This is a genomic window from uncultured Paraglaciecola sp. (genome assembly GCF_937123705.1).
Lineage (GTDB): Bacteria > Pseudomonadota > Gammaproteobacteria > Enterobacterales > Alteromonadaceae > Paraglaciecola.
Map to the genome: position 1 here is coordinate 1 of NZ_CAKZKO010000228.1, position 20,138 is coordinate 20,138.

The 20,138-nt window shown below is 37.1% G+C and carries 20 protein-coding genes and 1 pseudogene; 8 read left to right on the forward strand and 13 right to left on the reverse strand.

What is annotated here, in order from left to right; translation table 11 throughout:
• The 9 genes and pseudogenes from Q0688_RS27520 to Q0688_RS27555 all read right to left on the reverse strand — a co-directional run.
• A partial coding sequence (locus Q0688_RS27520; RefSeq protein WP_299085352.1) for an IS66 family transposase occupies positions 1 to 1,108 on the reverse strand: 1,108 nt, incomplete at its 3' end.
• Positions 1,109 to 1,185: 77 nt separating this feature from the next.
• Positions 1,186 to 1,536: an IS66 family insertion sequence element accessory protein TnpB gene (gene tnpB / locus Q0688_RS27525; protein WP_036956871.1), complete on the reverse strand. Its 351-nt coding sequence runs from the start codon at positions 1,534 to 1,536 to the stop codon at positions 1,186 to 1,188.
• Complete coding sequence (locus Q0688_RS27530) at positions 1,533 to 1,835, reverse strand: hypothetical protein (RefSeq protein ID WP_036956872.1); 303 nt, start codon at positions 1,833 to 1,835, stop codon at positions 1,533 to 1,535. Before Q0688_RS27530 ends, tnpB begins: the two co-directional genes overlap by 4 nt.
• A gap of 394 nt (positions 1,836 to 2,229) precedes the next feature.
• Positions 2,230 to 3,255 (reverse strand): leucine-rich repeat domain-containing protein, encoded by a 1,026-nt coding sequence (locus Q0688_RS27535; protein WP_299085366.1) that lies wholly within the window; start codon positions 3,253 to 3,255, stop codon positions 2,230 to 2,232.
• A 30-nt stretch (positions 3,256 to 3,285) separates the two neighbouring features.
• A pseudogene (locus Q0688_RS27730) lies at positions 3,286 to 3,507 on the reverse strand (GIY-YIG nuclease family protein); the annotation flags it as partial.
• A gap of 256 nt (positions 3,508 to 3,763) precedes the next feature.
• Entirely contained in the window at positions 3,764 to 6,196 is a 2,433-nt protein-coding gene (locus Q0688_RS27540; protein ID WP_299085368.1) for a restriction endonuclease-like protein, read from the reverse strand.
• 24 nt (positions 6,197 to 6,220) lie between these two features.
• Positions 6,221 to 7,891 carry a hypothetical protein gene (locus Q0688_RS27545; RefSeq protein WP_299085370.1) on the reverse strand — a complete coding sequence of 557 codons (1,671 nt, stop codon included), beginning with the start codon at positions 7,889 to 7,891 and terminating at the stop codon, positions 6,221 to 6,223.
• An 18-nt stretch (positions 7,892 to 7,909) separates the two neighbouring features.
• Positions 7,910 to 8,980 (reverse strand): DNA cytosine methyltransferase, encoded by a 1,071-nt coding sequence (locus tag Q0688_RS27550; protein WP_299085432.1) that lies wholly within the window; start codon positions 8,978 to 8,980, stop codon positions 7,910 to 7,912.
• A 272-nt stretch (positions 8,981 to 9,252) separates the two neighbouring features.
• Positions 9,253 to 9,435 carry an AlpA family transcriptional regulator gene (locus Q0688_RS27555; RefSeq protein WP_299085373.1) on the reverse strand — a complete coding sequence of 61 codons (183 nt, stop codon included), beginning with the start codon at positions 9,433 to 9,435 and terminating at the stop codon, positions 9,253 to 9,255.
• Between the two features lie 124 nt (positions 9,436 to 9,559).
• Here Q0688_RS27555 and radC point away from each other — a divergent pair, with 124 nt between their 5' ends.
• From radC to Q0688_RS27575, 4 genes are read left to right on the forward strand one after another with little or no spacing between them, the layout of a single operon-like run.
• Complete coding sequence (gene radC, locus Q0688_RS27560) at positions 9,560 to 10,033, forward strand: DNA repair protein RadC (RefSeq protein ID WP_299085376.1); 474 nt, start codon at positions 9,560 to 9,562, stop codon at positions 10,031 to 10,033.
• A 12-nt stretch (positions 10,034 to 10,045) separates the two neighbouring features.
• Positions 10,046 to 10,465 (forward strand): DUF2787 domain-containing protein, encoded by a 420-nt coding sequence (locus Q0688_RS27565; protein ID WP_299085379.1) that lies wholly within the window; start codon positions 10,046 to 10,048, stop codon positions 10,463 to 10,465.
• 12 nt (positions 10,466 to 10,477) lie between these two features.
• Positions 10,478 to 11,038, forward strand: a complete 561-nt coding sequence (locus tag Q0688_RS27570; protein ID WP_299085382.1) for a tyrosine-type recombinase/integrase — start codon at positions 10,478 to 10,480, stop codon at positions 11,036 to 11,038.
• Between the two features lie 53 nt (positions 11,039 to 11,091).
• Entirely contained in the window at positions 11,092 to 11,331 is a 240-nt protein-coding gene (locus Q0688_RS27575) for a hypothetical protein (protein ID WP_036984567.1), read from the forward strand.
• Between the two features lie 174 nt (positions 11,332 to 11,505).
• On the opposite strand, the gene Q0688_RS27580 is transcribed toward Q0688_RS27575, so the two are convergent.
• Positions 11,506 to 12,177, reverse strand: coding sequence for an inovirus Gp2 family protein (locus Q0688_RS27580; protein WP_138740170.1), 672 nt, complete (start codon positions 12,175 to 12,177; stop codon positions 11,506 to 11,508).
• A gap of 458 nt (positions 12,178 to 12,635) precedes the next feature.
• On the opposite strand from Q0688_RS27580, the gene Q0688_RS27585 reads away from it, so the two are divergent.
• Positions 12,636 to 13,919 carry a hypothetical protein gene (locus Q0688_RS27585; protein WP_299085396.1) on the forward strand — a complete coding sequence of 428 codons (1,284 nt, stop codon included), beginning with the start codon at positions 12,636 to 12,638 and terminating at the stop codon, positions 13,917 to 13,919.
• Between the two features lie 6 nt (positions 13,920 to 13,925).
• Here Q0688_RS27585 and Q0688_RS27590 read toward each other — a convergent pair whose 3' ends face one another.
• The gene (locus Q0688_RS27590; protein WP_299085399.1) at positions 13,926 to 15,110 is read right to left on the reverse strand and encodes a tyrosine-type recombinase/integrase; all 1,185 of its coding nucleotides are present in this window, start codon (positions 15,108 to 15,110) and stop codon (positions 13,926 to 13,928) included.
• 311 nt (positions 15,111 to 15,421) lie between these two features.
• Between Q0688_RS27590 and Q0688_RS27595 the strand changes: the two genes are divergently transcribed.
• Together Q0688_RS27595 and Q0688_RS27600 are read left to right on the forward strand one after the other, a co-directional pair.
• A complete protein-coding gene (locus tag Q0688_RS27595) occupies positions 15,422 to 15,958 on the forward strand; it encodes a YaeQ family protein (protein ID WP_299085402.1) in 537 nt (178 codons plus the stop codon).
• 183 nt (positions 15,959 to 16,141) lie between these two features.
• Positions 16,142 to 16,747 (forward strand): alpha/beta hydrolase, encoded by a 606-nt coding sequence (locus tag Q0688_RS27600; protein ID WP_008128336.1) that lies wholly within the window; start codon positions 16,142 to 16,144, stop codon positions 16,745 to 16,747.
• Here the strand turns inward: Q0688_RS27600 and Q0688_RS27605 are convergent.
• A complete protein-coding gene (locus Q0688_RS27605) occupies positions 16,744 to 16,953 on the reverse strand; it encodes a hypothetical protein (RefSeq protein WP_008128335.1) in 210 nt (69 codons plus the stop codon). The genes Q0688_RS27600 and Q0688_RS27605 overlap by 4 nt on opposite strands.
• A 326-nt stretch (positions 16,954 to 17,279) precedes the next feature.
• Here Q0688_RS27605 and Q0688_RS27610 point away from each other — a divergent pair, with 326 nt between their 5' ends.
• Positions 17,280 to 17,753 carry a Dps family protein gene (locus Q0688_RS27610; protein WP_006793845.1) on the forward strand — a complete coding sequence of 158 codons (474 nt, stop codon included), beginning with the start codon at positions 17,280 to 17,282 and terminating at the stop codon, positions 17,751 to 17,753.
• 120 nt (positions 17,754 to 17,873) lie between these two features.
• Here the strand turns inward: Q0688_RS27610 and Q0688_RS27615 are convergent, their stop codons facing one another.
• Complete coding sequence (locus Q0688_RS27615) at positions 17,874 to 20,102, reverse strand: TonB-dependent receptor (RefSeq protein ID WP_299085429.1); 2,229 nt, start codon at positions 20,100 to 20,102, stop codon at positions 17,874 to 17,876.
• Between the last annotated feature and the right edge of the window lie 36 nt (positions 20,103 to 20,138).

The window sequence follows — 20,138 nt, forward strand, 5'->3', positions numbered from 1 at the left end:
TTTTCCGGATGGCTTGTTTTTCAGGCGCTGTTTTATCTTTGATTCTGGTTTCAATTCGATACAGTTTTTGAATATGATTCAACGCCCAATTTGCTTTGCCCGTTTTTCCTTTGGGTTGCGCTTTTTCAGCTTCATCAAACTTACGCCGTGCATGTGCCCAGCAGCCTGCTAGCTTGGCTTTAGTTTGGTCATACCCTTGGTAACCATCCACTTGAAGGTAACCTGTATAATTAAGTAAAAAATTCGCAGGATAACAACCCGAACGACCCGGCTGATATTCATACAGTACGATATTTTTAAATGGGTTATTTGCAACAGGCGTGTCAGTACCTGTGCAATATAACCACATATAGGATTTTGTTTTGTCATCACTCACCACATTGACTGTGGTCTCGTCCGCTTGAATGACATGTTGCTCTAATAAGATTTGATGCAATTTGTCATACAGTGGTTTAAATAAACTGGCACATTTGATTATCCAGTCACTCATGGTTTGTCGACTGATTTCAATGCCGTGTTGTTTAAACATGGTTTCTTGCCGATAAAGCGGCAGTGCGTATTGATATTTACTGGTGATGATTTGGCTGAGTAAGCTTGGTGTTGCAATGCCTTTAGGAATTGGACTCGCTGGCATCGGGGCTTGTTTGATTTGAACTTGTGTTTCGTTTTGCTCACAGGCTCGGCAGCTGTATTTAGGTCTAACATGTTCAATCACTTTGATTTGAGCTGGAATAAATTCAAGTTTTTCAGATTTATCTTCACCCATTTTATGCATTTCACCACCGCAGCAGTCACAGCTTTTATTTTCGATGTCGTGCACAATCACTTCGCGTGGTAAATCAGCCGGTAACGCAGTGCGTTTAGCTTTTTTACGGGTGTAAGTAACGGTTTCGTTTTCAGCTTCAACTTCACGTTCTAACTCAGCGATGTCTTCCGCTTCGTTAAATAAATCACCTTGTGCAGGGTGGCCTTCGGTTGATTTACCGAATTGTTTTTGTTGGGCTAATTTGAATTGTTCTTCTAAATACGCGATTCTGGAATCTTTATCCGTTACTTGTTTTTCAAGTTCGGCAATGCGTTTGAGAAGTTGCTGCTCTCGTTCAGTCATAGGGGGTATTTTACCCTATAACTCGCTGATTATCTGCATGTTATTCAGATTAAAAGCTGATCAGGTATGAGCTAAAGTTATAAGCTCAAGTTTGATAAAATCAGCGGTTTATGACCAACAATATCAAAGCCATCGAGCAGCCAGTGCAGTTGTTGCTCAGATAAAACAAGCTGGTTTTCATGCTCGGCATTCGGCCATTTAAACTTATTGTTTTCTAATCGCTTATGCCACAAAGCAAACCCCGTTTTATCCCAGTAAAGGATTTTGAGTTTATCTTTGCTTTTGTTGCAGAAGATAAATAAAGCACCGGACATCACATTTAAATTCATTTCAGCGACAACAATATTAGCTAAACCATTAATCGATTTTCGAAAGTCCACCACTGGGCGGTGCAGGTAAATGTCACTTGGCTCAACAAACATTTTCATTTAACTAAACCTCTAATCAAATCAGACAAATACTGTGCAGAGGTTGAACCTGGCAATTTTAATTCTCCAACCTGCAAAGTCAGTGTGATATGGGCAGGCTCAACGATTTCTTGCAAACGGGTTTGTTCAGTTTGAATGGTCACTTTGCTGAAACTAGATTGGGCGGTTAATTGTTTGCGGTACTTATAAAAAGTGGACGTTGCTAAGTTATTTTGCTGGCAAAAATCTTGTATGTTTAAACCAGAGCCTGGTTGTCGGCGAATTAAATCTAGCCATTGTTGTGTTCGATTGGTTTGCATAACTCACTCCTGTTATTAAAAAGAAATGAGCTTAGCGAATATAAAATAAATGTTTAGGTGTGGTTTAGCCGACGGTTACATTTCTTCAGCTATAACTATAAATATACTTTGTTAATTCACATCTAAGACTCTCGATTACCAATTTGAAAATATATAACTTTGCAACCCTACAACGTAAAAATTAAGTTGTTCAGGCTAAAGAAGATGCAGTATGCCATTCTCTATTGAATAACTGAGCCCTAGCCTGACGAAGTAGCATAAAAGTGACTGGAGTACTTGCCATTGATATCAACCCTCATGGTATATGCATATATTAAAAAATAATATTAGTACAATACGTTAAGATTTTAGAGGCCGAAAACGATATTGCGAATCTTATAAACTGTAACCTAGTTTAATATGAGACCATGTCAAATCGCTTCAAATACTTTTCCCAAGAGTGTTCAGAGCAATACTCAATATGCTGTTGAATCATCGCCAATAAACCGTCAGGTATATTTGGCGGGAAGTCTAACTGTATACTTTTGTGCGATAAAAATTGCCTAATGACACTTTGATAATTGTGCCCATTAGAAAATACGTGATTGATATCACAACTTCCAAGATAGCCATATTTTTTTATGATTTCTTGCTCAATCATCTCTTCTGGGAAGGTAGGCATTTTTAAAAAAACATGCGATTTCACACCAATATCAATGAGAAACTTCCAATGCTCTTTGTCAACGTTTAAGTGTCTCAACTTTTTTAACGTTGCAATACCCGTTGGTAAGGATTTTAGTTTTGAATTAAAAGATATATTTAACTCTTCTAATTCAGTTAGATTTTCAATCTTATTAGAGATGCTTGTAAAGTCATTCCCCCAAAGCACTAATTTTTTAAGGTTAGGTAAAGTGAATAGCTCTTCCGGAATTTCGGTTAAACCTTTATTACTGAACTCTACAACTTCCAGGTTTTTTAAATAAGCTATTTCCTTTGGGATACAATCAACATAACCCCACACAGGGCTTAATTTCTTCAGCTGAAGCAACTCTTCTTTAGTCTCAGGCATTGGCTTAGCACCATGGATAGTTGAATCTTCCCAAAAAGCACATGCACTATTCTTGATCCCCCATAATACAAGAGAGTGTACCCAAGTGCCATGGCGCTCAATAAACTCACTTTTAGTTTCAAACAAAGGCTTTTCTAGTAAGGTACTGATCATATCGTAACCTTTTTGTTCATCCTTCTTAATAAAATCAGCTTCTACAGATTCATGCCATCGTGTTTTATATAGCTTACGTTTCTCTATGGCATAACATCTATATGTACCAAAAAACTTAAATGGGGGTTTAAAGTCCAAATTAAGTATATCTCTTTTGTACAATTCAGATTGACCATCTTTATAAAATGGGTATTGTGAAAAATCTTTGAATGCAGACATAAAAGCATTCTTGTCGAACGCTCTATACTTCCTAAAAAGTAAATGAAGCCTTTGTTCTATATCGTATGCATGTACACAATATTTGAACATAAGTACTTTATCTACAAGCTTATGGTTTTCGGAATTTCCATATGAGAATCGTTCATTAATGCTATCTTTAGAGGTATACCCTATTTTATAAAAGATACCTTTGTGAGTTTTTAGCCTTAAGTAATAGACGTACCCATTTGTATTATTTGGTCTAAGGGACATAATTTGTATAATAATATTGTGAATTACCAAGAAGATATGATTGACAAATAGCTAAATATTTTTATTTATACAATTCTCCTAACTTGGTACTAATTATTACATCATATATAATTATTTATATATTTAGAAATATTTTAAACTCTAGTTTTTTGCTGCGAGTAAACTCGTATTTGTATTTATATCCGCTTTACTAAAGTGCTTGTTGAAGTATATGGCAATAGCTGACTAAAGGGTACATTATCTACAGCAACCAAAATCAGTTTAACGTTTGGGAATAAACTTTCTCAACCTCTTTAAATACAGATGCCTTTTCAAGATTAGACAACGTAGTGAGCTTCATAGTCCTATCTATTGGCCGATGCGGTACAGACTCAACAGGTGAGCTAAGAGTAAGGGGTTTTCCAAGCTTAAACAAAACACATTCTTCAGCACCAGATTTCACTTTACCTGCTTGCTCAATAGTTAAACTACTTCGCGCTACTATTTGACAACCAATTACAGGCCATACTTTTTTTATAGATTTAGTTCGAGAGTTAATAGCACTCGTAGAGGCAATAGCTAAATACCTAATTTCCTTTAACACATTGAGTTTTGATTTTTTTGTGGCTGAATTAAAAGTAGCTAATGGGGTGTGATACCAAGATGCTGAGCCATTTTTGAAGCGCTCAAAATAACTTTTATCTCGCCCTGCCAACCCAGCTAAAGCAGCTGTAAAAACTAAATCAGGATATAGCATCTGCTTCATACCTGCATATGGAATTCGGGCTGCTTCTTGAACATATAAACTCTCTTCTATCTCTTGAGAGTTCTTAACATAGCTATTATTCCCATCACCCAACTGTTTACGTAAAAATTCAGCAAGCCAATAACTACCACTTTTTCCACCAGCACTTGGCAACAATGCAAATGCACCTATACTTATTTCATGAATAGCTTCGTTATAAGGGTTACTCTGTGGGTTAGCCTCTTGTTTAAAGTAGCCAGGGTATAAAGCAAATGCGCCAAATATAGGTCTGCTCTTGCTTATGCTGTCTGATTGGTTTTCTTTAGTTATATGAATTAACGCATCTCTGTAGCGGTGCATTTGATTTATAGCATCATCAGGCACAAAGTCTGTTGTATCAATATTGTCTTCATCATAGCGGCCTTGCTTCGTTTTAATGCGGTATTTAGCATCAAATATCCAAATAAATCGCTTAGAGTTGGGCTTGGGTAAAGTTACCTCAAGTACAATATCTGGCTCTTGGCTAACTAAATAAGACTTAATAGGCTTACCCTTTTTAGTAAACCTTGGCTCGTGCGCTAATCTTGCTTTTAGACCATCCTCACGCTCAAATTCAAACGCACCTGCAAAGCCGTCTTTTAATTGATACTCTAAAAAATCGTTTAACTGTAAATTATTTAGCTTTTTTGTTTTATCTTTAAAGCGCAGTTCATTTATTAAAATATTCCGAATCTCTAAAAAGCACCACACTTCGTATATTTCAGCGACAGACTTCATTGATACGCTTGATTGTTCTTCAAACACATCCAAATAGTATTTTAATTCTTGCCACACGCGATACACAGCGCTATAGCCCGTTTTTTGCTGCAAAACTAAAGATTCGCTATTAAGCCCTGTATACGTGCTTACCTCTTTAAAAAAGCTCTGATTTAGTGTTTTTTGTAAAGGTTTTTGCCACTCTTGTAATTCATTTAAAAAGCTATTTGAAAGGCGTTGCTTATCTGGTGCTTTATTTGCTTCCCTTAGTTTATTTTCAAATTTGGCAATACACTTTTTACTATTTGTAACCACCATTTTTATAAAACGGTTTTCAGGTGTATTTACACTAAGCTGCCTTTTTTCAACTTTATACCGCTTAGCGAACTGCTTACTTTTTATATCTTCTTTAACCTTTTCACTTAAACGTTGGGGTAAGCGCCCTTTCAACCTATCGGCTTTTGAATATGAAACATATGACTGTAAGCGACTGTGCGGAGCCTGAGTAATAACCTTAAGACCATCTTCAAACCGTTTGCGTAAATTATTAAAGTTAGCAAGCCACAGCAGAGGAAAGTGACCTCTTTGCTGGCCCTTAGAAGCATTCTGTTCTGTTTTTTCAAGTAAGCTAAAGCGCCATAGTGGGAACTCTTTATCAATCATTTTATACATAGCAGGTAAGTCGCTATGCATATCCATTTTTGTTGGTAGTACTTCAAAGGAAATATTACTTTTAAATACCTTTCCACCTGCAATAAACTCAAGTGGCAAACGCATCCAACCAACATCATTCCCCGTATTTAATGTACCTGTCAATCGAGCGGAAGAAGTTAGGCTCGCTCTTTTAAAGCGAAAGCTATCATTAATGTTTTGGGTACGGTGGGATAAATAAGCACTTTCAACTTCAGAGCTAAACTCCCATTCAAATTGATATTGTGTATTTTCAAAAAAAATGGGCTCGGCAATAGCTATGCTATTAGTGTGATTAGTCGCTTCATATTCTTTTTTATCTACTACTAACGCATCAACATCTAAAGAAGGGGAGAGCTTTATAGGATAAATCGATTCTGTGGCGAGTGTTTCAAGATCTGAACAAGCGATATTGCGTTTACCAAACGTGGCTTGGTAAACCTGTTTTCGTTTAAAAATATCGTTCGTCCAGATAGATAATTCAAACTGTAATGATTGCAGATATAAAAGCTCTTGCATTCCTTAGCACTCCATCCAGTTTAATTAAGGCCAAAAACTTGTAAAACCAAATGTTGTTAACCTATCTTCCATCCATTTTATTTTTTCTTTGCTCCGGCAAGCAATATGAATTAATTTATCGCCATCTACATTTTCACGGTACAAATCAGGTCTTGCTTTATCTGAGCCAGGCAATTCATTCCAAAAGCTACCAAATTCACTTTCAAGAATTTCTTCCAATTGTTTCAATATCGATATATCGACAGTTTCAACTGCGGCAAGCTTCTCGGTATCACCTTCAATACGGGGTAAAACTTTACACATTAAAAAGTCATCCCATACAGCTTTTAAGTCAACCTCTTCTTTGGGTTCGCTACTTATAACGGCTAATAGCAACTCGTTAAGTGCTCTGTATGCAAGCTTAAATGGAGTATGTGCCAACACACCATTTATTGCATTAATGAATGCGATGCTTTTACGACCATCTATATCGATTTCAGGGAGTTTATCGGTACTAGTCCGTGCATCAGAGTAAATAGGGTAACTCAATGTCTTATTGGTGGTTGTAGGTGCGAAAAAGTTATCGAAATCGTTAGGGAAAAAGTCGCCAAAATCAAAACTCAGCGCTCGGTCTATTACTTTACGAGAAAAGCCATGGGTAGTTTCATCCATATTTACTGTGCCAGCAACTATCAAGTTAAACGGAATACTTAAACCATATTCACAAATATGTTGCCACGCATCATCATAATTAGCATCCTCAAACCCCAGTTCCTCACGTAGCCTTTCAATATTATCGATTGATTGAATTATAGTAGCTTTTAATAGTGGGTCACACGAGTATTGAAAATCATCTTCATCCCAAGCCCAACACCTTGTTTCAATAACTGATAAGTAATCCGCAAAGTACTGTTCAACAGGCGCTAAATTCATTTCGTCCAAGCAAAGCCAATATGGTTTTATTGCATCAATATCTGATACGCCACCTTGAAGGCATAAAAGCTTTTCATTTACTGATAATGAAATACCTTTATCAAGTATTTCACGCCATGCTTTAGCAATAAATTTAAGTACATCCGTTACTACAAACTCAGCACTCCCACTTAAACGAGACACATACCCCAGCAAATCACTAGGCTCATGCCAGTCAGGTCGCACAGATGTTAAGCAGTAAGTCTCAGCTAAGGAGCCTGTTAGCTTCGCCTGCTCTCTGACAAAGCGAGTTTTACCTGTTCCTGATATACCAGCTAAAAGCAGAAAAGGCTTAGATAAAGGCGTTACAGTATCTAAACTAAAAGAAGTTAATAAATGAGCTTTATAATGTTCATCAGATACATCTAGAGTTTCTCCTAATGGGTGTAACTCTTGATTCATCAACTGTATAACTTTATTTTTAGTTCTATTTCTCCCCTGCTTAGGTTTCATGTAACCAACTACAGGGAAATTTGCAATTATTGTTTCGATAACACTGCGGTCATTACTACCAGAGCGAAGTTCTGTATCTACATGTATAGGAGCCCCACCTTGAAGTTTGTGAAGTAAAGCTTCAATTCGTTCAAACCTTATTGAGAAATTGTTTTCACCACGAGATACATTTACCCTTCCTGTTCCACTCCAATCAGTGCTTTCTATAATGACTATATTGCGGCCAGTAATATATTTAAGTTCTACATTAACTAGCTCGTCTATCCATGTTTTTGTTTGTTCAATATCCATTTTCATTACCATTCATTTTTATTTTTCTAAGTAATCTTTTATTGTAGATGCAATACCATAAGAAAATAAGTATGGCACTCCATTACCAATAGTTTTAAACATTGCACTTAATGTCATAGTCTGAGGAAATTGGAATTCCTTTGGTAAAGATTGTATTGCCAGCGCTTCAGCTGCTGATAACCTTCTTGCCTCATATGGATGGAGGTGAACCTCATTATTACCATATGCGGCAGTTGGTGAATATCTATATCGATGCAACCGCTTATAAGATTTTTTAGCTGTATCGCCTTCTTCTATAACTAGGAACTTAGCAAGCCCAGCTCTTGGCGTAAAGTGAGCTTTAGCGTTCGGATGAGCACTTACATCATTTTTATCAAACCAATATTGAATTGTAAGGTCTTCGGGAACATTATCAGGAAAGGGGGGCTGCTCTCCAAACTTATTTGTACTGGGCCAATTAAAGTCAAAAGCCACTCGATTGGGATACTTCATATATTTTTCCCATTCAAACTTAACTTCTAATTTAGCTTTAGTATTTTTTATACCAAACAGTATTATTCTGTCACGATCTTGGGCAACACCAAATTCCAATGAGTTAATTAGCCTATTATCCAGTGTGTATCCTGCATCTGAAAGTTCACTTTTTAAGCGCTCATAAAATTCACGATGTTTCTTCGTTCTCCATAGCCCTTTTACATTTTCAAATACAAACCAATCTGGCTCAAACTTTTTAATACAATCAATATATGATTGTGAAAGCTTACCGTTTTCACCCTCTTGCCCCTTGTTTTTCCCACCTACAGAGAAGTCTGGACAAGGTGGTCCTCCAACAAAACCAACTAACTTGCCACTGGCTTGCTCTGCCTTAACACTCTTAGCTAGTGAGCATTCATCACGCTCTTCTAAATAATCCTCGATTGAACCAGTATGATAACCATACTTGGGTTGAGAATGCCCCATCAATTGACGACTGTTCTCATAAGCATTGATAAATGATTTATCTATCTCATTAACAAAGACAACATCAAACCCAGCTTTCTCAAAGCCTAGGTCTAAAAAACCTGAGCCAGAAAAAAAAGAAAAGATCACACTATTCAAAATACATACCTATTAATAAGCTTGAAAGCTTTGAAAACTTGACCATACAGAAATTGTTTTCTCTCTATAATTAAAGCTGAAATAATTAGTTCGCAAATGGTTTCAGCTTGATTAACAGAAAATAAAGATTTAAAACATTAGCTAATTGGATGGCAGTTTCAAATGATGGGCTATATTAGCAATTGGCAATTATTAGGCAAGCTTTCAGTATATTTAATAGGGCTCCTTCCATATGAATTTTAGCTAAAAGCTAATTCCACGACTTATACCTCTCTTTCCCCTAATCTATCCATTATCCAATCATCAACTTCAGATTCTAACCAAGCTACTGATTTAGCGCCTAGCGATACTTGCTTTGGGAATGTGCCTTCTGCAATAAATTTATAAATGCTTGAATGGCCTAATGATGTTTTTTGTATAACTTCTTTTAATTTGATTAAACGCATCGAATTTCTCCGGTTGGTTATTAGTTCATAACCTTTCCGGGGGTAGTATTTTTTTATGCCCTCAAACAAAAAACTTACACATATACATCACTAACTTGCATGAACCACTTAAGAGGAATTTACAATGCAAGCTAAACAGTCGTTTTATGAATTTAAACACCCCGTAAATGATGCCCAGATACTTGAAGCAGCTGCATACATAATCGCTAAGAAGCAGTTTAGAGATGGCGTATTGAATAGCCCTAATGATTGCGAAGAGTACTTAAAACATAAATTAGCGATACATGAGCATGAAGTATTTGCCGTACTGTTTTTAGATAGCCAGAACCGCATATTGGAGTTTAAAGAGCTATTTAGAGGCACTATTAACGCTGCTAGCGTTTATCCTAGAGAAGTTGTGAAAGAGGTGCTGGAGCTTAATGCTGCGTCCGTTATCCTGGCTCACAACCACCCCTCAGGCGTTACCGCCCCATCTCAAGCAGACAAGCTTATTACTACCAAATTACAGCAGGCACTTAACCTAATTGATGTATCTGTGCTTGATCACATCATCATTGGCGAGAACACGTATTCATTCGCTGAGCATGGCTTAATTTAAAAGGAGATAAATATGGCGTTAAAAATAGAACAAATATCAGGCTTTAAAGTGCCTGACTCTTTTATTGGTGTGATTGTAAGTGCAGTTACTAATGGAGGTGATTCTGTAGGAGCAGCTAAGGCGGTTACACTTAACTTTAGAGATCCAGATTACAGCCCTGAAGCTGGAGGCTTTCACCCTGTAGAGGTAAGGCTAGAAAAGCAGGCCACCAGCTGGCAGCTTGTTTATATTACTGACTTTTCGTATCAGGGTCGCCATACCCCTGAGCTAATAAAAGAAATTGATGTGTGCTTTAGCATTAAGCAGGTTTATCACTTTCTAGCTGGTTGGTTGAATGCTAGGGAAGGTAAAGAGTTGTTAGCCTTGTTCATTTCAAACTTTGTTGAGTACTACAACACAGGCTGTTATCAAGTAACTATTACGACTGAATAGTTGGAGGTTTTTATGGCTGAAGTACAAGCGGTTAAAGCTCTTGATACAGTAAGACTTATTAGTTATTTGCTAGAAAAGCGTTGCTCAAGGCAAATGAGTCAAATATGGAATATTGGCTTAAATCTCGCGCTTAGAATATCTGACTTACTTGCAGTGAAGTTCACTGACATAAATAACGATAGGTTAATTATTTACGAGTCAAAGACCTCGAAATTAGCTGAAATAAAGCTAAACGATAAAGCACTCAACTTAATCAACAAAATTAAACTGACTCATCCGCATCACATCTACTTATTTCAATCATACCGAAATCAACAAGCAATTAACTCAAAGCCTAAACCGCTATCTCGTAGAGCGGTTACAAAAGCATTTGCGCTAGTTGGTGAAGAACTAAACATTCATTTAGGTACTCACTCAATGCGTAAAACACGCGGTTATCACTTGTATCAGAAAACCCACGACATCGCCCGAGTAATGAAAATGCTTCGCCATAGCTCCGAAGCAACAACACTTCGTTATATAGGCATAACACAGGAGGAAATAGACAAAGACTTTGAAGAACTCGAGCTATAACCCTTAGTAGCGTCATTCTGGCGCTGGTTTTACTTAACTAAAAGGAAGGCATTATGTCTTTAGATAAAGCCGTTTCATGCGGCTTGGTTGGTAATGAGCTATCTAAACAGATAACTGGCAGTAATGACTCTAGCGTAAGCAGAACAGCTGTGGCTATAAGCTCCGGTGCAGCTGCTGGAGCGCTTACATCTGGCGCAATAGTAATTGGTGCAGGTGTCGCGTCTGCGCCTGTTACAATCCCTTTGGCGGTAGCTGGTGGAGTAGTTGCTGGCATTGCTAGTTTGTTTGATTAGTAAAATACGAGTGCTCATATAGAGCACTCTTTTAAAGTGTAATAACACCGTTTATTTTTTAGGTTCTCATAATGGTATTTTGAGAACTTGCCAGCCCTTGTCGCATAAGGGCCTAGGTCTATTTAACTAGTTGAAGGTCTCAAAACACTGTTAAGTAGCTTAATGGGAAGTTGATTACCTCCTACTGCAACCAAAGTAATTATCTTTACTACCAAAAGCTTTTGTATCAACTTTTGCAAAATAACTGACTCTAAAAAATAGCTGTTTAAAATCCTCTGCAAAGTTTTCACTGTTTCTATTAAGCCTGTATGTATGATTATCAGGAAATTCTACACACTTACCTGCATCATAGGTTTCAATCCCTATAGCCTTGGCCCAAGCCCTAATTATACGAGAAGCCATATTATCACCATTACCTTGATAGCTACCTAAACCATAATAAGTGTCTTTATTCAGAAATATGGCGACATGATAATGAGGCATGCAAGAGCTATCTTGCTCTTTAACCCATATATATCTCAAACTACTGTGGTGGGCATTACCATTTCTTTTAATTTTACCTTTAATATCACGCTGTATTTCTAGATCTAGATTCTTAAAAAAGCTTGATATATGGGATGTTTGTAAACTTGCAATTTGATCAATAATGCCAAAGCTAATTGGAAACCTTAAATCGAACCTAATAGCTAAAGTCCTTGGGTGCTCATTCAGGCTTTGAGTTAAAACCTGCTCAATAGATATTAAATAATTTTGTATCAAGTCTCCGTTATTCCATACAGGAATATTCTTGTAGAAACCTCCTTTATTTATCACTAAGTTCCTATTAACTGGATGACGTTTATTCATTATTTTCCTCTTGATTTTGGTTAGTCACATAAGAGGTGTCTCCTTAGTAATTATTTATCCATTATTCCTTTATATGCTCGAAGAGGTAGTGCCGTGTATATATTACCTATACAGAAAAACACCCCATCAGGTTTGTGTGGTATGAATCAAAAAATCATAAGCTACCTAGTTGAATTTGACTCAATGAAAAAAGAGAAAAGTAGTACCGATGTGGGATCAATTCATCTGCCTATAAAGCTTAACATTTGCTTTTTAAAACTGACATGTAATAGAGTAAAAAATAAAAACATAGAAAACACACACCAAAAACAGCTGAGAGCTATTAAATTGGTACCAAAAAAGATTTATTATGTTACGTTTTTTTTACGAAATATATGTATTTTTTTATGAATTAATTACTTATTAAATACATTTTAGTTATGCTATAAACAGGTTTTATCTGACAGGGAATTACAAAAATGTCATGGCTAGAAGTATTCAAGAATGATGAAAGAACGCTGTATTGGTTGGTTAATTATATTCATCACAATAATTTATTGTGCGTTGAGTACTTCCCTACAAATATCGAACAAGCTCGTGAGATTATTCAAAGATGGGAAAGTGAATTTATTAATGGCGTAAGCGAACGTTCAAAACACCAATTAAGCAATATAATGGGGAACTACATTGCAAATGTTCTACCTATTGAGAGCTTTGATTGGCTATCAGTTAAAAACCCAAAACAACTATCTTGGGTACTTTTTTACATAAACCTTAACCCTATCCCACAGTTTCATTCCGCTCTACCAGATAAGTACTATAGAAATTTTGCAAGCAACATTGAGGAGGCATATCCGCTGATAATAAAAACTTTTGACGCAGCAATGACCCATGATGGACGTAAGCAAAACTATTTATTAGCCTTAAAATGCGCATATTCGCAATATGTAATAGGTAAAAGCCCACTTCCCTGGTTAGACATGAAAGATGAGGAAACATGTAGTTGGGTTTGGCGTTATCTAGTAGAAAAAGTAGAGGAGGCGTCGAAGCAAAAAGATGTGTTTCAATTTATAAAGCCTATTGATAACGAGACAATATATTGGTCATGTATTGCACTAATAGGTAATTGGGAGCTCTTAAAAAATCGCTATGTAGAAAATATTGATAAACCGCTTTTTAATCATATCAAAACAATCAAACCTTCTAACACTACGAGTGTGAATTTAAAAACAAATAAATCTCTTCCTACAGAGTACTTTTTAACAGCTCCCGATCTAGGGTGTAAGTATCAAATTAAATTTCATGCTGCCGACTTTACTATTAATCAGCTCACTACTACGCCCTCTACACCTCTAATTACATTAAATTTCGATAAGTTAATCAGCACAGATATCAGATTTCTCACTATTACTGCTCCCTCGACATCTCTAGTTGCATTTAAAACTATTGGTATTGTTAGAGTTAACTTATTACCTAATTGCACGTTTACTTACATTACCGAAAAACTTAATCAGCCTTCGGCTTTAGACGACTCTTTAGAAATTAATGGCACGCTACCCGTATCAGTAGATCTTTTACCTACTCAAAAAAATCTCATTGCCTACTTATACAACGCGCATAAGCAAAAAATACATCGTCAAAGAAATAATAGCTTATTAGGTTTAAATAAAGCCAACCAGAAAAAGCTAACCAACTACGCTAAAGAGCAGAATACCACTGAAAAAAAAGCCCTCAATGAAATAGTCAAAGCAATGCTTGATTAGGTTCTATTACTTTAAATTAGCTTGCTCAACAAACTCACTCCACCAGCCCATTATTGGCCTGCGTTGCTCTAAATAATCCGAGCGGTTATATGCCGCTCTTGTTTCGTTTTCATCTGCGTGGGCTAGGCAAGCTTCGACCAAAAGGCTATCGTAACCTTTCTCATGAAGCGCTGTAGAAGCAACGGAGCGCAAGCCATGGGCTACCAGCTTACCTTTGTAGCCTAAACTACGTTTAATAGCTGCATTAACCGTATAGGTACTTGCATGGCTCTTTTCATTACGCTCACTCGGGAATACATATTCATGGTGACCGCTGAGTGGTTTCATTTGATTAAGTATTGCTAAGGTAGCTGGTGTTAAAGGTACTCTATGGGACCTTCTACGCTTCATTTCTTCAGCTGGGATCACCCATACAGCATCTTCAATATTAATATCGGCCCACTTAGTGCCTGCGGCTTCTTTTGAACGAGTCATTGTGTGCAATTGCCACAAGATTAAAAGCTTGGTTTTGTCCTGAATGGTTCGAGAGTTATTCAAAGCCGTTAAAAAATCAGGTAGCTCTTCAGGTCTAATCGTTGCCATATGCTCGACAGTATTTTTAGTAAATACTTTTATAATTTTTGCTAGTGGATTGGCATTGATAAAACCATGATTTACCGAGTAATCCATGATCTGGTTCAAGCTTTGGCAAATACGCTTAATTGTGGAGTGTTTACCGTCAGTCTCAAGTGGCCTAAGTATTTCAATAGTATCAATCGCTGTAATGCTCTCTAACGGTATATCTTTCATCTTAGGAAAAATATACATCTCAAGCGTTCGCCATTCCCTAGCTGCGTGATGGGCGGTCACAGTAGGTTGTTTTCGTTCAAACCAAAGCTCTGCGGCAGCTAAAAATGTATTAGCTAGCTTTCTATTCGCTTCAAGCTTTTTAGTACTTTCGTATTCTTTAGGGTCAATGCCTTTAGCTAAAAGCTGCAAATAGTTTACTGCCACACTTCGGGCTTCAGCAAGAGCCACAGCAGGGTATGCACCTAAGGAAAGCTTGGTGACTTTTTTATTAACTGTATATTTAAATCGCCAAGATTTAGTGCCATTCGCTCTAACACGTAATACTAGACAGTTACCATCTGAAAAGGTTTGTTCTTTTCCTGTGGCTACAATTGATTTTATCTTGCGATCAGTTAAACGCATAACTCGCAGAACCTATATATTAAGTTAATAAAGTGAGTATATAGTATTTTTATAGTCGGGGGTACTGAACGGGGTACTGTGCGGTTCGGATTTAGCTATCATCATGCGGAACGTGACGGAATAAAACAAAGATAAACCACTGATTTTAATTAAACAAAAAACTTCCTACGTATGAGGGCGGAAGTTAATACAAGCGCCCAGGGAACCACTGGATAGCCATTTTTAACTCCTAACGTATAATTAACCGCTATTTTAACTGGCAATTCATTTAATTGCGCTATACTGGCGCAAATTTTTTCAGATTAGTTGTTATGGCTCTTAAATCCACCATTATGAAAGTGCAGTTATCGCTTAGCGATATGGACCGCCACGTTTATCAAGATTTTAATTTAACCTTGGCTCAACACCCATCAGAAACCGACCAACGGTTGATGATTCGCTTACTCGCTTTTGCACTCAATAGCTGTGATGGTTTAGAATTTACCAAAGGGTTAAGTGCTGATGATGAGCCTGAACTTTGGCATGTAAGCTATAGTGAAGAAATAGAACTATGGGTTGAGCTTGGCTTACCAGATGAAAAACGCCTTAAAAAAGCCTGTAATAAATCTAAAAAAGTGGTGCTATATACTTATGGTGAAAACAATCAAGAAATTTGGTGGCAAAAACACCAACCTAAATTGTATGAATTTAACAATCTAAGTATTTTTAGCCTTGATTATGCAGCAACACAAGCACTTGCTGCTTTGGTTGATCGTGGAATTAAGCTCGCCATTACCATTCAAGATGGTGAAGTATGGGTAAATACCGATACAACCAATATTGAAATAAAACCGCTACAGTTAATGTAATTACGGTAGTTATACCAATTGCATAAAATTAGTTATGTATTATAGCGACAAATAAATAAGTCGATAACATGGCGAAAATTATGACATATAGTTGTTCTATCTAAATAATTTTTAACGCAGGTAGCGGATTATTTAATACGCTAGGATGATCATGTTTTTAATAAAATTGGTATTAGGGAGCATATGAAAGTTAAACACGTTATTGTTTTACATGGCTTGTATATGTCTGGCTTTGTTATGCGCCCCCTTTGCTCTAGGTTAGAGAGCTCAGGCGTTAACGTGTTAAACCTTACATACAATACTCTTGACCCAAATCGTGATGCTATTTTTAAACAAATAGATGAGTTTATTGGTAATGAGCCCACAGCCTTAGTATGCCACTCTATGGGTGGGTTAGTAGCTAGAGCTTACTTAGAAGCTAACTCAGACGCGAGCCAATTCGTTACAAAAGTAGTAACGCTTGGTACTCCGCATCAAGGCAGTCACATTGCACAAAAAATGAAACAAAAAGGGTTTGAAGCTTTTTTAAAAAATAGCGTTGAGTTTTTACTCACACAAAATGGTAACTGGCCATTTAAAGCAAAGCTTTATAGTATTGCTGGCGACCTACCAATCGGCTTAATGCCTCTTATTGTAAAGGGTAGCAAGTCAGACGGCACGGTTCTTCTTGATGAAACTAAACTAAAAGGTATGGCAGAACACAAAGTGTTTCACTTAAGCCATACCAGTATGATTTACTCACGTGAAGTGGTCGATTATATTTTAAAGTGTTTAGGCGAAGGCAGTTAATCTTCTGCTGCCTCAGCTATTTTATAACTTAGTATAACAATAACCCCGAGCACCAACGGAATTGGCGCAGCTATATAACCAAACACGTCTGAGTTAGCGATACTTGCACCCGCTAGATGAGCTACTAAACCAAGCACAAATGCCACCAGCGCAATACATACCACAATTAACTCTGCTTTATTTTGTTTGCCTGTTTTTGCATACATGTTCACTCTCCTAATTAATTCAACGCCATTATTATGCGCTTTCAAAAAGAGTGATTTTTGACCTAAATCAAAAAATAAATTAACAAATTTAATAACACCTTCTAAGCTTGTTTGAGATCATATTTTACGCAACAAACCACCTTAAAAAATTGAGGTGAATTTTAATAATTAGACCCCATGTCTGTATAGAGCAAACAAAACTTATGCACCAGTCATCTAATAGGTTTTAACTATTAACTCTATAGATATAAACAATTTTACTAATCTAACTAAAAAAGTAATACTTTACTCAAGTTAACAAACAAACGGTTCTTAAGGAGCAAGTTATGTCACATGTAAATGCAATTGGTTTAAACAGCGCAAAAAGCGACGACATTGTAAAATCACTTAATACTCTACTGAGTAGCTACCAAATACAGTATATGAATGCTCGTGGTTTTCACTGGAACATCAAAGGCCGTAACTTTTTTGAATTACACGTTAAGTTTGAAGAAATTTATAACCTGTTACTTTTGAAAGTTGACGAGATTGCAGAGCGTATTTTAACGCTCGATGGCGCGCCGCTACATGCATTTTCAGATTACCTTGAAGTAAGTGAAATAAAAGAAGCAAAAGGCATAAGTGATGGTGTTACAGCCGTAGAAAATATATTAGCGGGCTACAGTACATTAATTAAAAAGCAACGTGAGATTTTAAACCAAGCAGGTGATGCAGGCGATGAAGGTACAGCATCATTAATGGGAGACTACATCTCTGAACAAGAAAAACTAGTTTGGATGCTAAAAGCTTATTTGGATTAGAAAAAAGTCTAAAATCACTTAAAAACGCCACTGTTACCAGTGGCGTTTTTCTTACAAGGCTATTTCTAATTTTATAAGCCTAGATAAAACACTAGACAGTTATAAATTTAGAAACAAACCTTAAAAGTCTTGTTTGTAATTCACAAACCATGTTCCACCTGGGATATCGTGCACAGAATAGAATGAGTTAGCGAATGGATTAAGAGCAACAGGAGGCTCTTTTCTAAACACGTTTCTCATACCTACACGAACATTTGCTTGCCAAGGAAGAACGTAGCTTGCAGATAAATCATGATACGTTACGCTACCAATGCGGTTTAATCCGCTTGGGTAATCTTCACTGGTCGCTGAACGCATATTACATAGCTCACGCGTTGCAAGCCCATCTTCTAAGAAACTTTCAGGAATAGAACATGACTCTGTTAGTTCACTTGTGTAACGCATACCCCATGTTACCGTTAGATCATCATAAGACCATGTAGTATTAAACGTTCCTCTCCAGCGAAGAATGTCACTATCAATTCGGGCAACCTGATTCACTGCATCATCAATACTTTCTTCTAGACCAGCAGTACGGTAAGAATCAGTGTATGAGCCATTTAAACGGAAATTAAAATTACCGTAATCATTTGTTTGGAAAGCATAGTTCGCATTAAAATCCACACCTTCAACTTCAAGCTGGCTTAAATTAAACTGTGAGGTACGTACTGTAGCAATACGACCATCACTTCGACGCTCAACAAATCCACAAAACTCACTTTCACCTTGAACATAACAATTATTGAGCATCCCACCTGCAGAAATAGAAGATAGCGCATCGCTAAGTTCAATTTTATACATATCAACGGTCATATCAAAGCCGTCTAACCAGCTTGGGTTGTAAACCACACCGAAAGTAGTTGTATTACCCTCTTCTGGCTGTAGACCTGGGTTACCACCATTCAACGAACGAAGTTGACCTGTAGGTTGAATTGAACCACCGTCAGGCACACCATCAGCTATACATCGAGCTTGCGTTGCCGCAGACTGAAGTGGAAACTGAGTTGTATTACATGGATCTTGAGTTGATGGGAAACCTTCACCACCACCTGCAAATAAGTTATTTACTGAAGGTGCACGGAAAGTATCAGAGTAGTTACCACGGAACATTAAATCGTCAAATACGCGCCATGTAAATCCAAATTTAAAGCTTTCGTTGTCAAATTTAGACGTGACCGGATTTGTCCCTACAAAACCACTATTCTCAAAATCCGAGAACCGACCAGCAATACTAAGCTCTAAACTTTGAACACCTGGTAACTCAGATAGTAACGGGATTGCAAATTCAAAGTAAGACTCTTCAGCAGTCTGGCTACCATTAGTTGGCTCACTAAAGTTGCTCGAGCTTAAACCAGCAGCAACAACAGAGTCAGGATTATCTACGTATGTATTCGTTCGTTTTTCGTAGCCTGCCGCAAAACCAACAAACCCAGCTGGTAATTCAAATATTTCACCAGAAATATTTGCAGTAAAGTTAGTTGTACCTGTCTTAACTTGATTGTTCAGCTCATAACCGATGTAGTTGGCCATTTCGTCTGTAAAACCAGTTTCACCATTAAATAGGTTTAAAGGCACACAACCTGAAATTACATCATCAGCAGTACCACACTGTGCGACACCATCTTGTACAAAAGATGGTCCTACCGCATTTCTTAAGTTTTGTAAGTTTACAAAGTTCTCACCATGTTCATTTCGGCTGCTGTCACCACGTGACATAGACACATCCCAAAATAGGCTTGTGTCAGCAATTTCAAACTCACCCTCAAAGCCACCTGTAATAAAGTAAGTATCATAATCTTGAATATTAGTGCGAGGGCCAATAGGCAATGTTCTAAAACCAAATGCAGTTAAATCTTCACCGAACGGATTATAGATATTATCTTTACTATAAGGAATTTCCCATTGTGGGCCAGAGAAGCCTGCCACAAGAGGAACGGCTGCGATTTGAGTTACAGACTTGCGTTGATTGTAAGTAAAATTGACGAATGCCGATAATGTATCAGAAAACTCATGATTAACTTTAGCGAAAACGTTTAAACGCTCTGACGGTGTTTTTAAGTAGTTTGTCGGAGCAAAATTGTATCTATGCTTTGTTCCGAAAGGTTCGAAATCGTCAGCAGTTCTAACACCTGCACCTTCTTTTTCAGGGTCAAGCGATTGAAAGCCTTCCGATGTATTAAAAATACCATATAAACCAAAAGCAGAACCAAATCGTTGAGGAACATATGCAACTGGGGTTTCTGAAATTGTACGATCTCCTGCACCAATCTCTTTTTCTTCAGATTTTGATACATTTAAAAATAATAACATTTATACTTCTACCATTAAAAAAGGAAAAACTGGCGG

Bases quoted from the DNA above. Each gene is read 5' to 3' on its own strand.
- Q0688_RS27565 (WP_299085379.1), top strand. From the start codon at position 10,046: ATGGCGTTAAAAATAGAACAAATATCAGGCTTTAAAGTGCCTGACTCT.
- Q0688_RS27545 (WP_299085370.1), bottom strand. From the start codon at position 7,891: ATGGATATTGAACAAACAAAAACATGGATAGACGAGCTAGTTAATGTA.
- Q0688_RS27585 (WP_299085396.1), top strand. From the start codon at position 12,636: ATGTCATGGCTAGAAGTATTCAAGAATGATGAAAGAACGCTGTATTGG.
- Q0688_RS27555 (WP_299085373.1), bottom strand. From the start codon at position 9,435: ATGCGTTTAATCAAATTAAAAGAAGTTATACAAAAAACATCATTAGGC.
- Q0688_RS27595 (WP_299085402.1), top strand. From the start codon at position 15,422: ATGGCTCTTAAATCCACCATTATGAAAGTGCAGTTATCGCTTAGCGAT.
- Q0688_RS27530 (WP_036956872.1), bottom strand. From the start codon at position 1,835: ATGCAAACCAATCGAACACAACAATGGCTAGATTTAATTCGCCGACAA.
- Q0688_RS27605 (WP_008128335.1), bottom strand. From the start codon at position 16,953: ATGTATGCAAAAACAGGCAAACAAAATAAAGCAGAGTTAATTGTGGTA.
- Q0688_RS27580 (WP_138740170.1), bottom strand. From the start codon at position 12,177: ATGAATAAACGTCATCCAGTTAATAGGAACTTAGTGATAAATAAAGGA.
- Q0688_RS27610 (WP_006793845.1), top strand. From the start codon at position 17,280: ATGTCACATGTAAATGCAATTGGTTTAAACAGCGCAAAAAGCGACGAC.
- Q0688_RS27575 (WP_036984567.1), top strand. From the start codon at position 11,092: ATGTCTTTAGATAAAGCCGTTTCATGCGGCTTGGTTGGTAATGAGCTA.
- Q0688_RS27535 (WP_299085366.1), bottom strand. From the start codon at position 3,255: ATGTCTGCATTCAAAGATTTTTCACAATACCCATTTTATAAAGATGGT.
- tnpB (WP_036956871.1), bottom strand. From the start codon at position 1,536: ATGAAAATGTTTGTTGAGCCAAGTGACATTTACCTGCACCGCCCAGTG.
- Q0688_RS27590 (WP_299085399.1), bottom strand. From the start codon at position 15,110: ATGCGTTTAACTGATCGCAAGATAAAATCAATTGTAGCCACAGGAAAA.
- Q0688_RS27615 (WP_299085429.1), bottom strand. From the start codon at position 20,102: ATGTTATTATTTTTAAATGTATCAAAATCTGAAGAAAAAGAGATTGGT.
- Q0688_RS27570 (WP_299085382.1), top strand. From the start codon at position 10,478: ATGGCTGAAGTACAAGCGGTTAAAGCTCTTGATACAGTAAGACTTATT.
- Q0688_RS27600 (WP_008128336.1), top strand. From the start codon at position 16,142: ATGAAAGTTAAACACGTTATTGTTTTACATGGCTTGTATATGTCTGGC.
- radC (WP_299085376.1), top strand. From the start codon at position 9,560: ATGCAAGCTAAACAGTCGTTTTATGAATTTAAACACCCCGTAAATGAT.
- Q0688_RS27540 (WP_299085368.1), bottom strand. From the start codon at position 6,196: ATGCAAGAGCTTTTATATCTGCAATCATTACAGTTTGAATTATCTATC.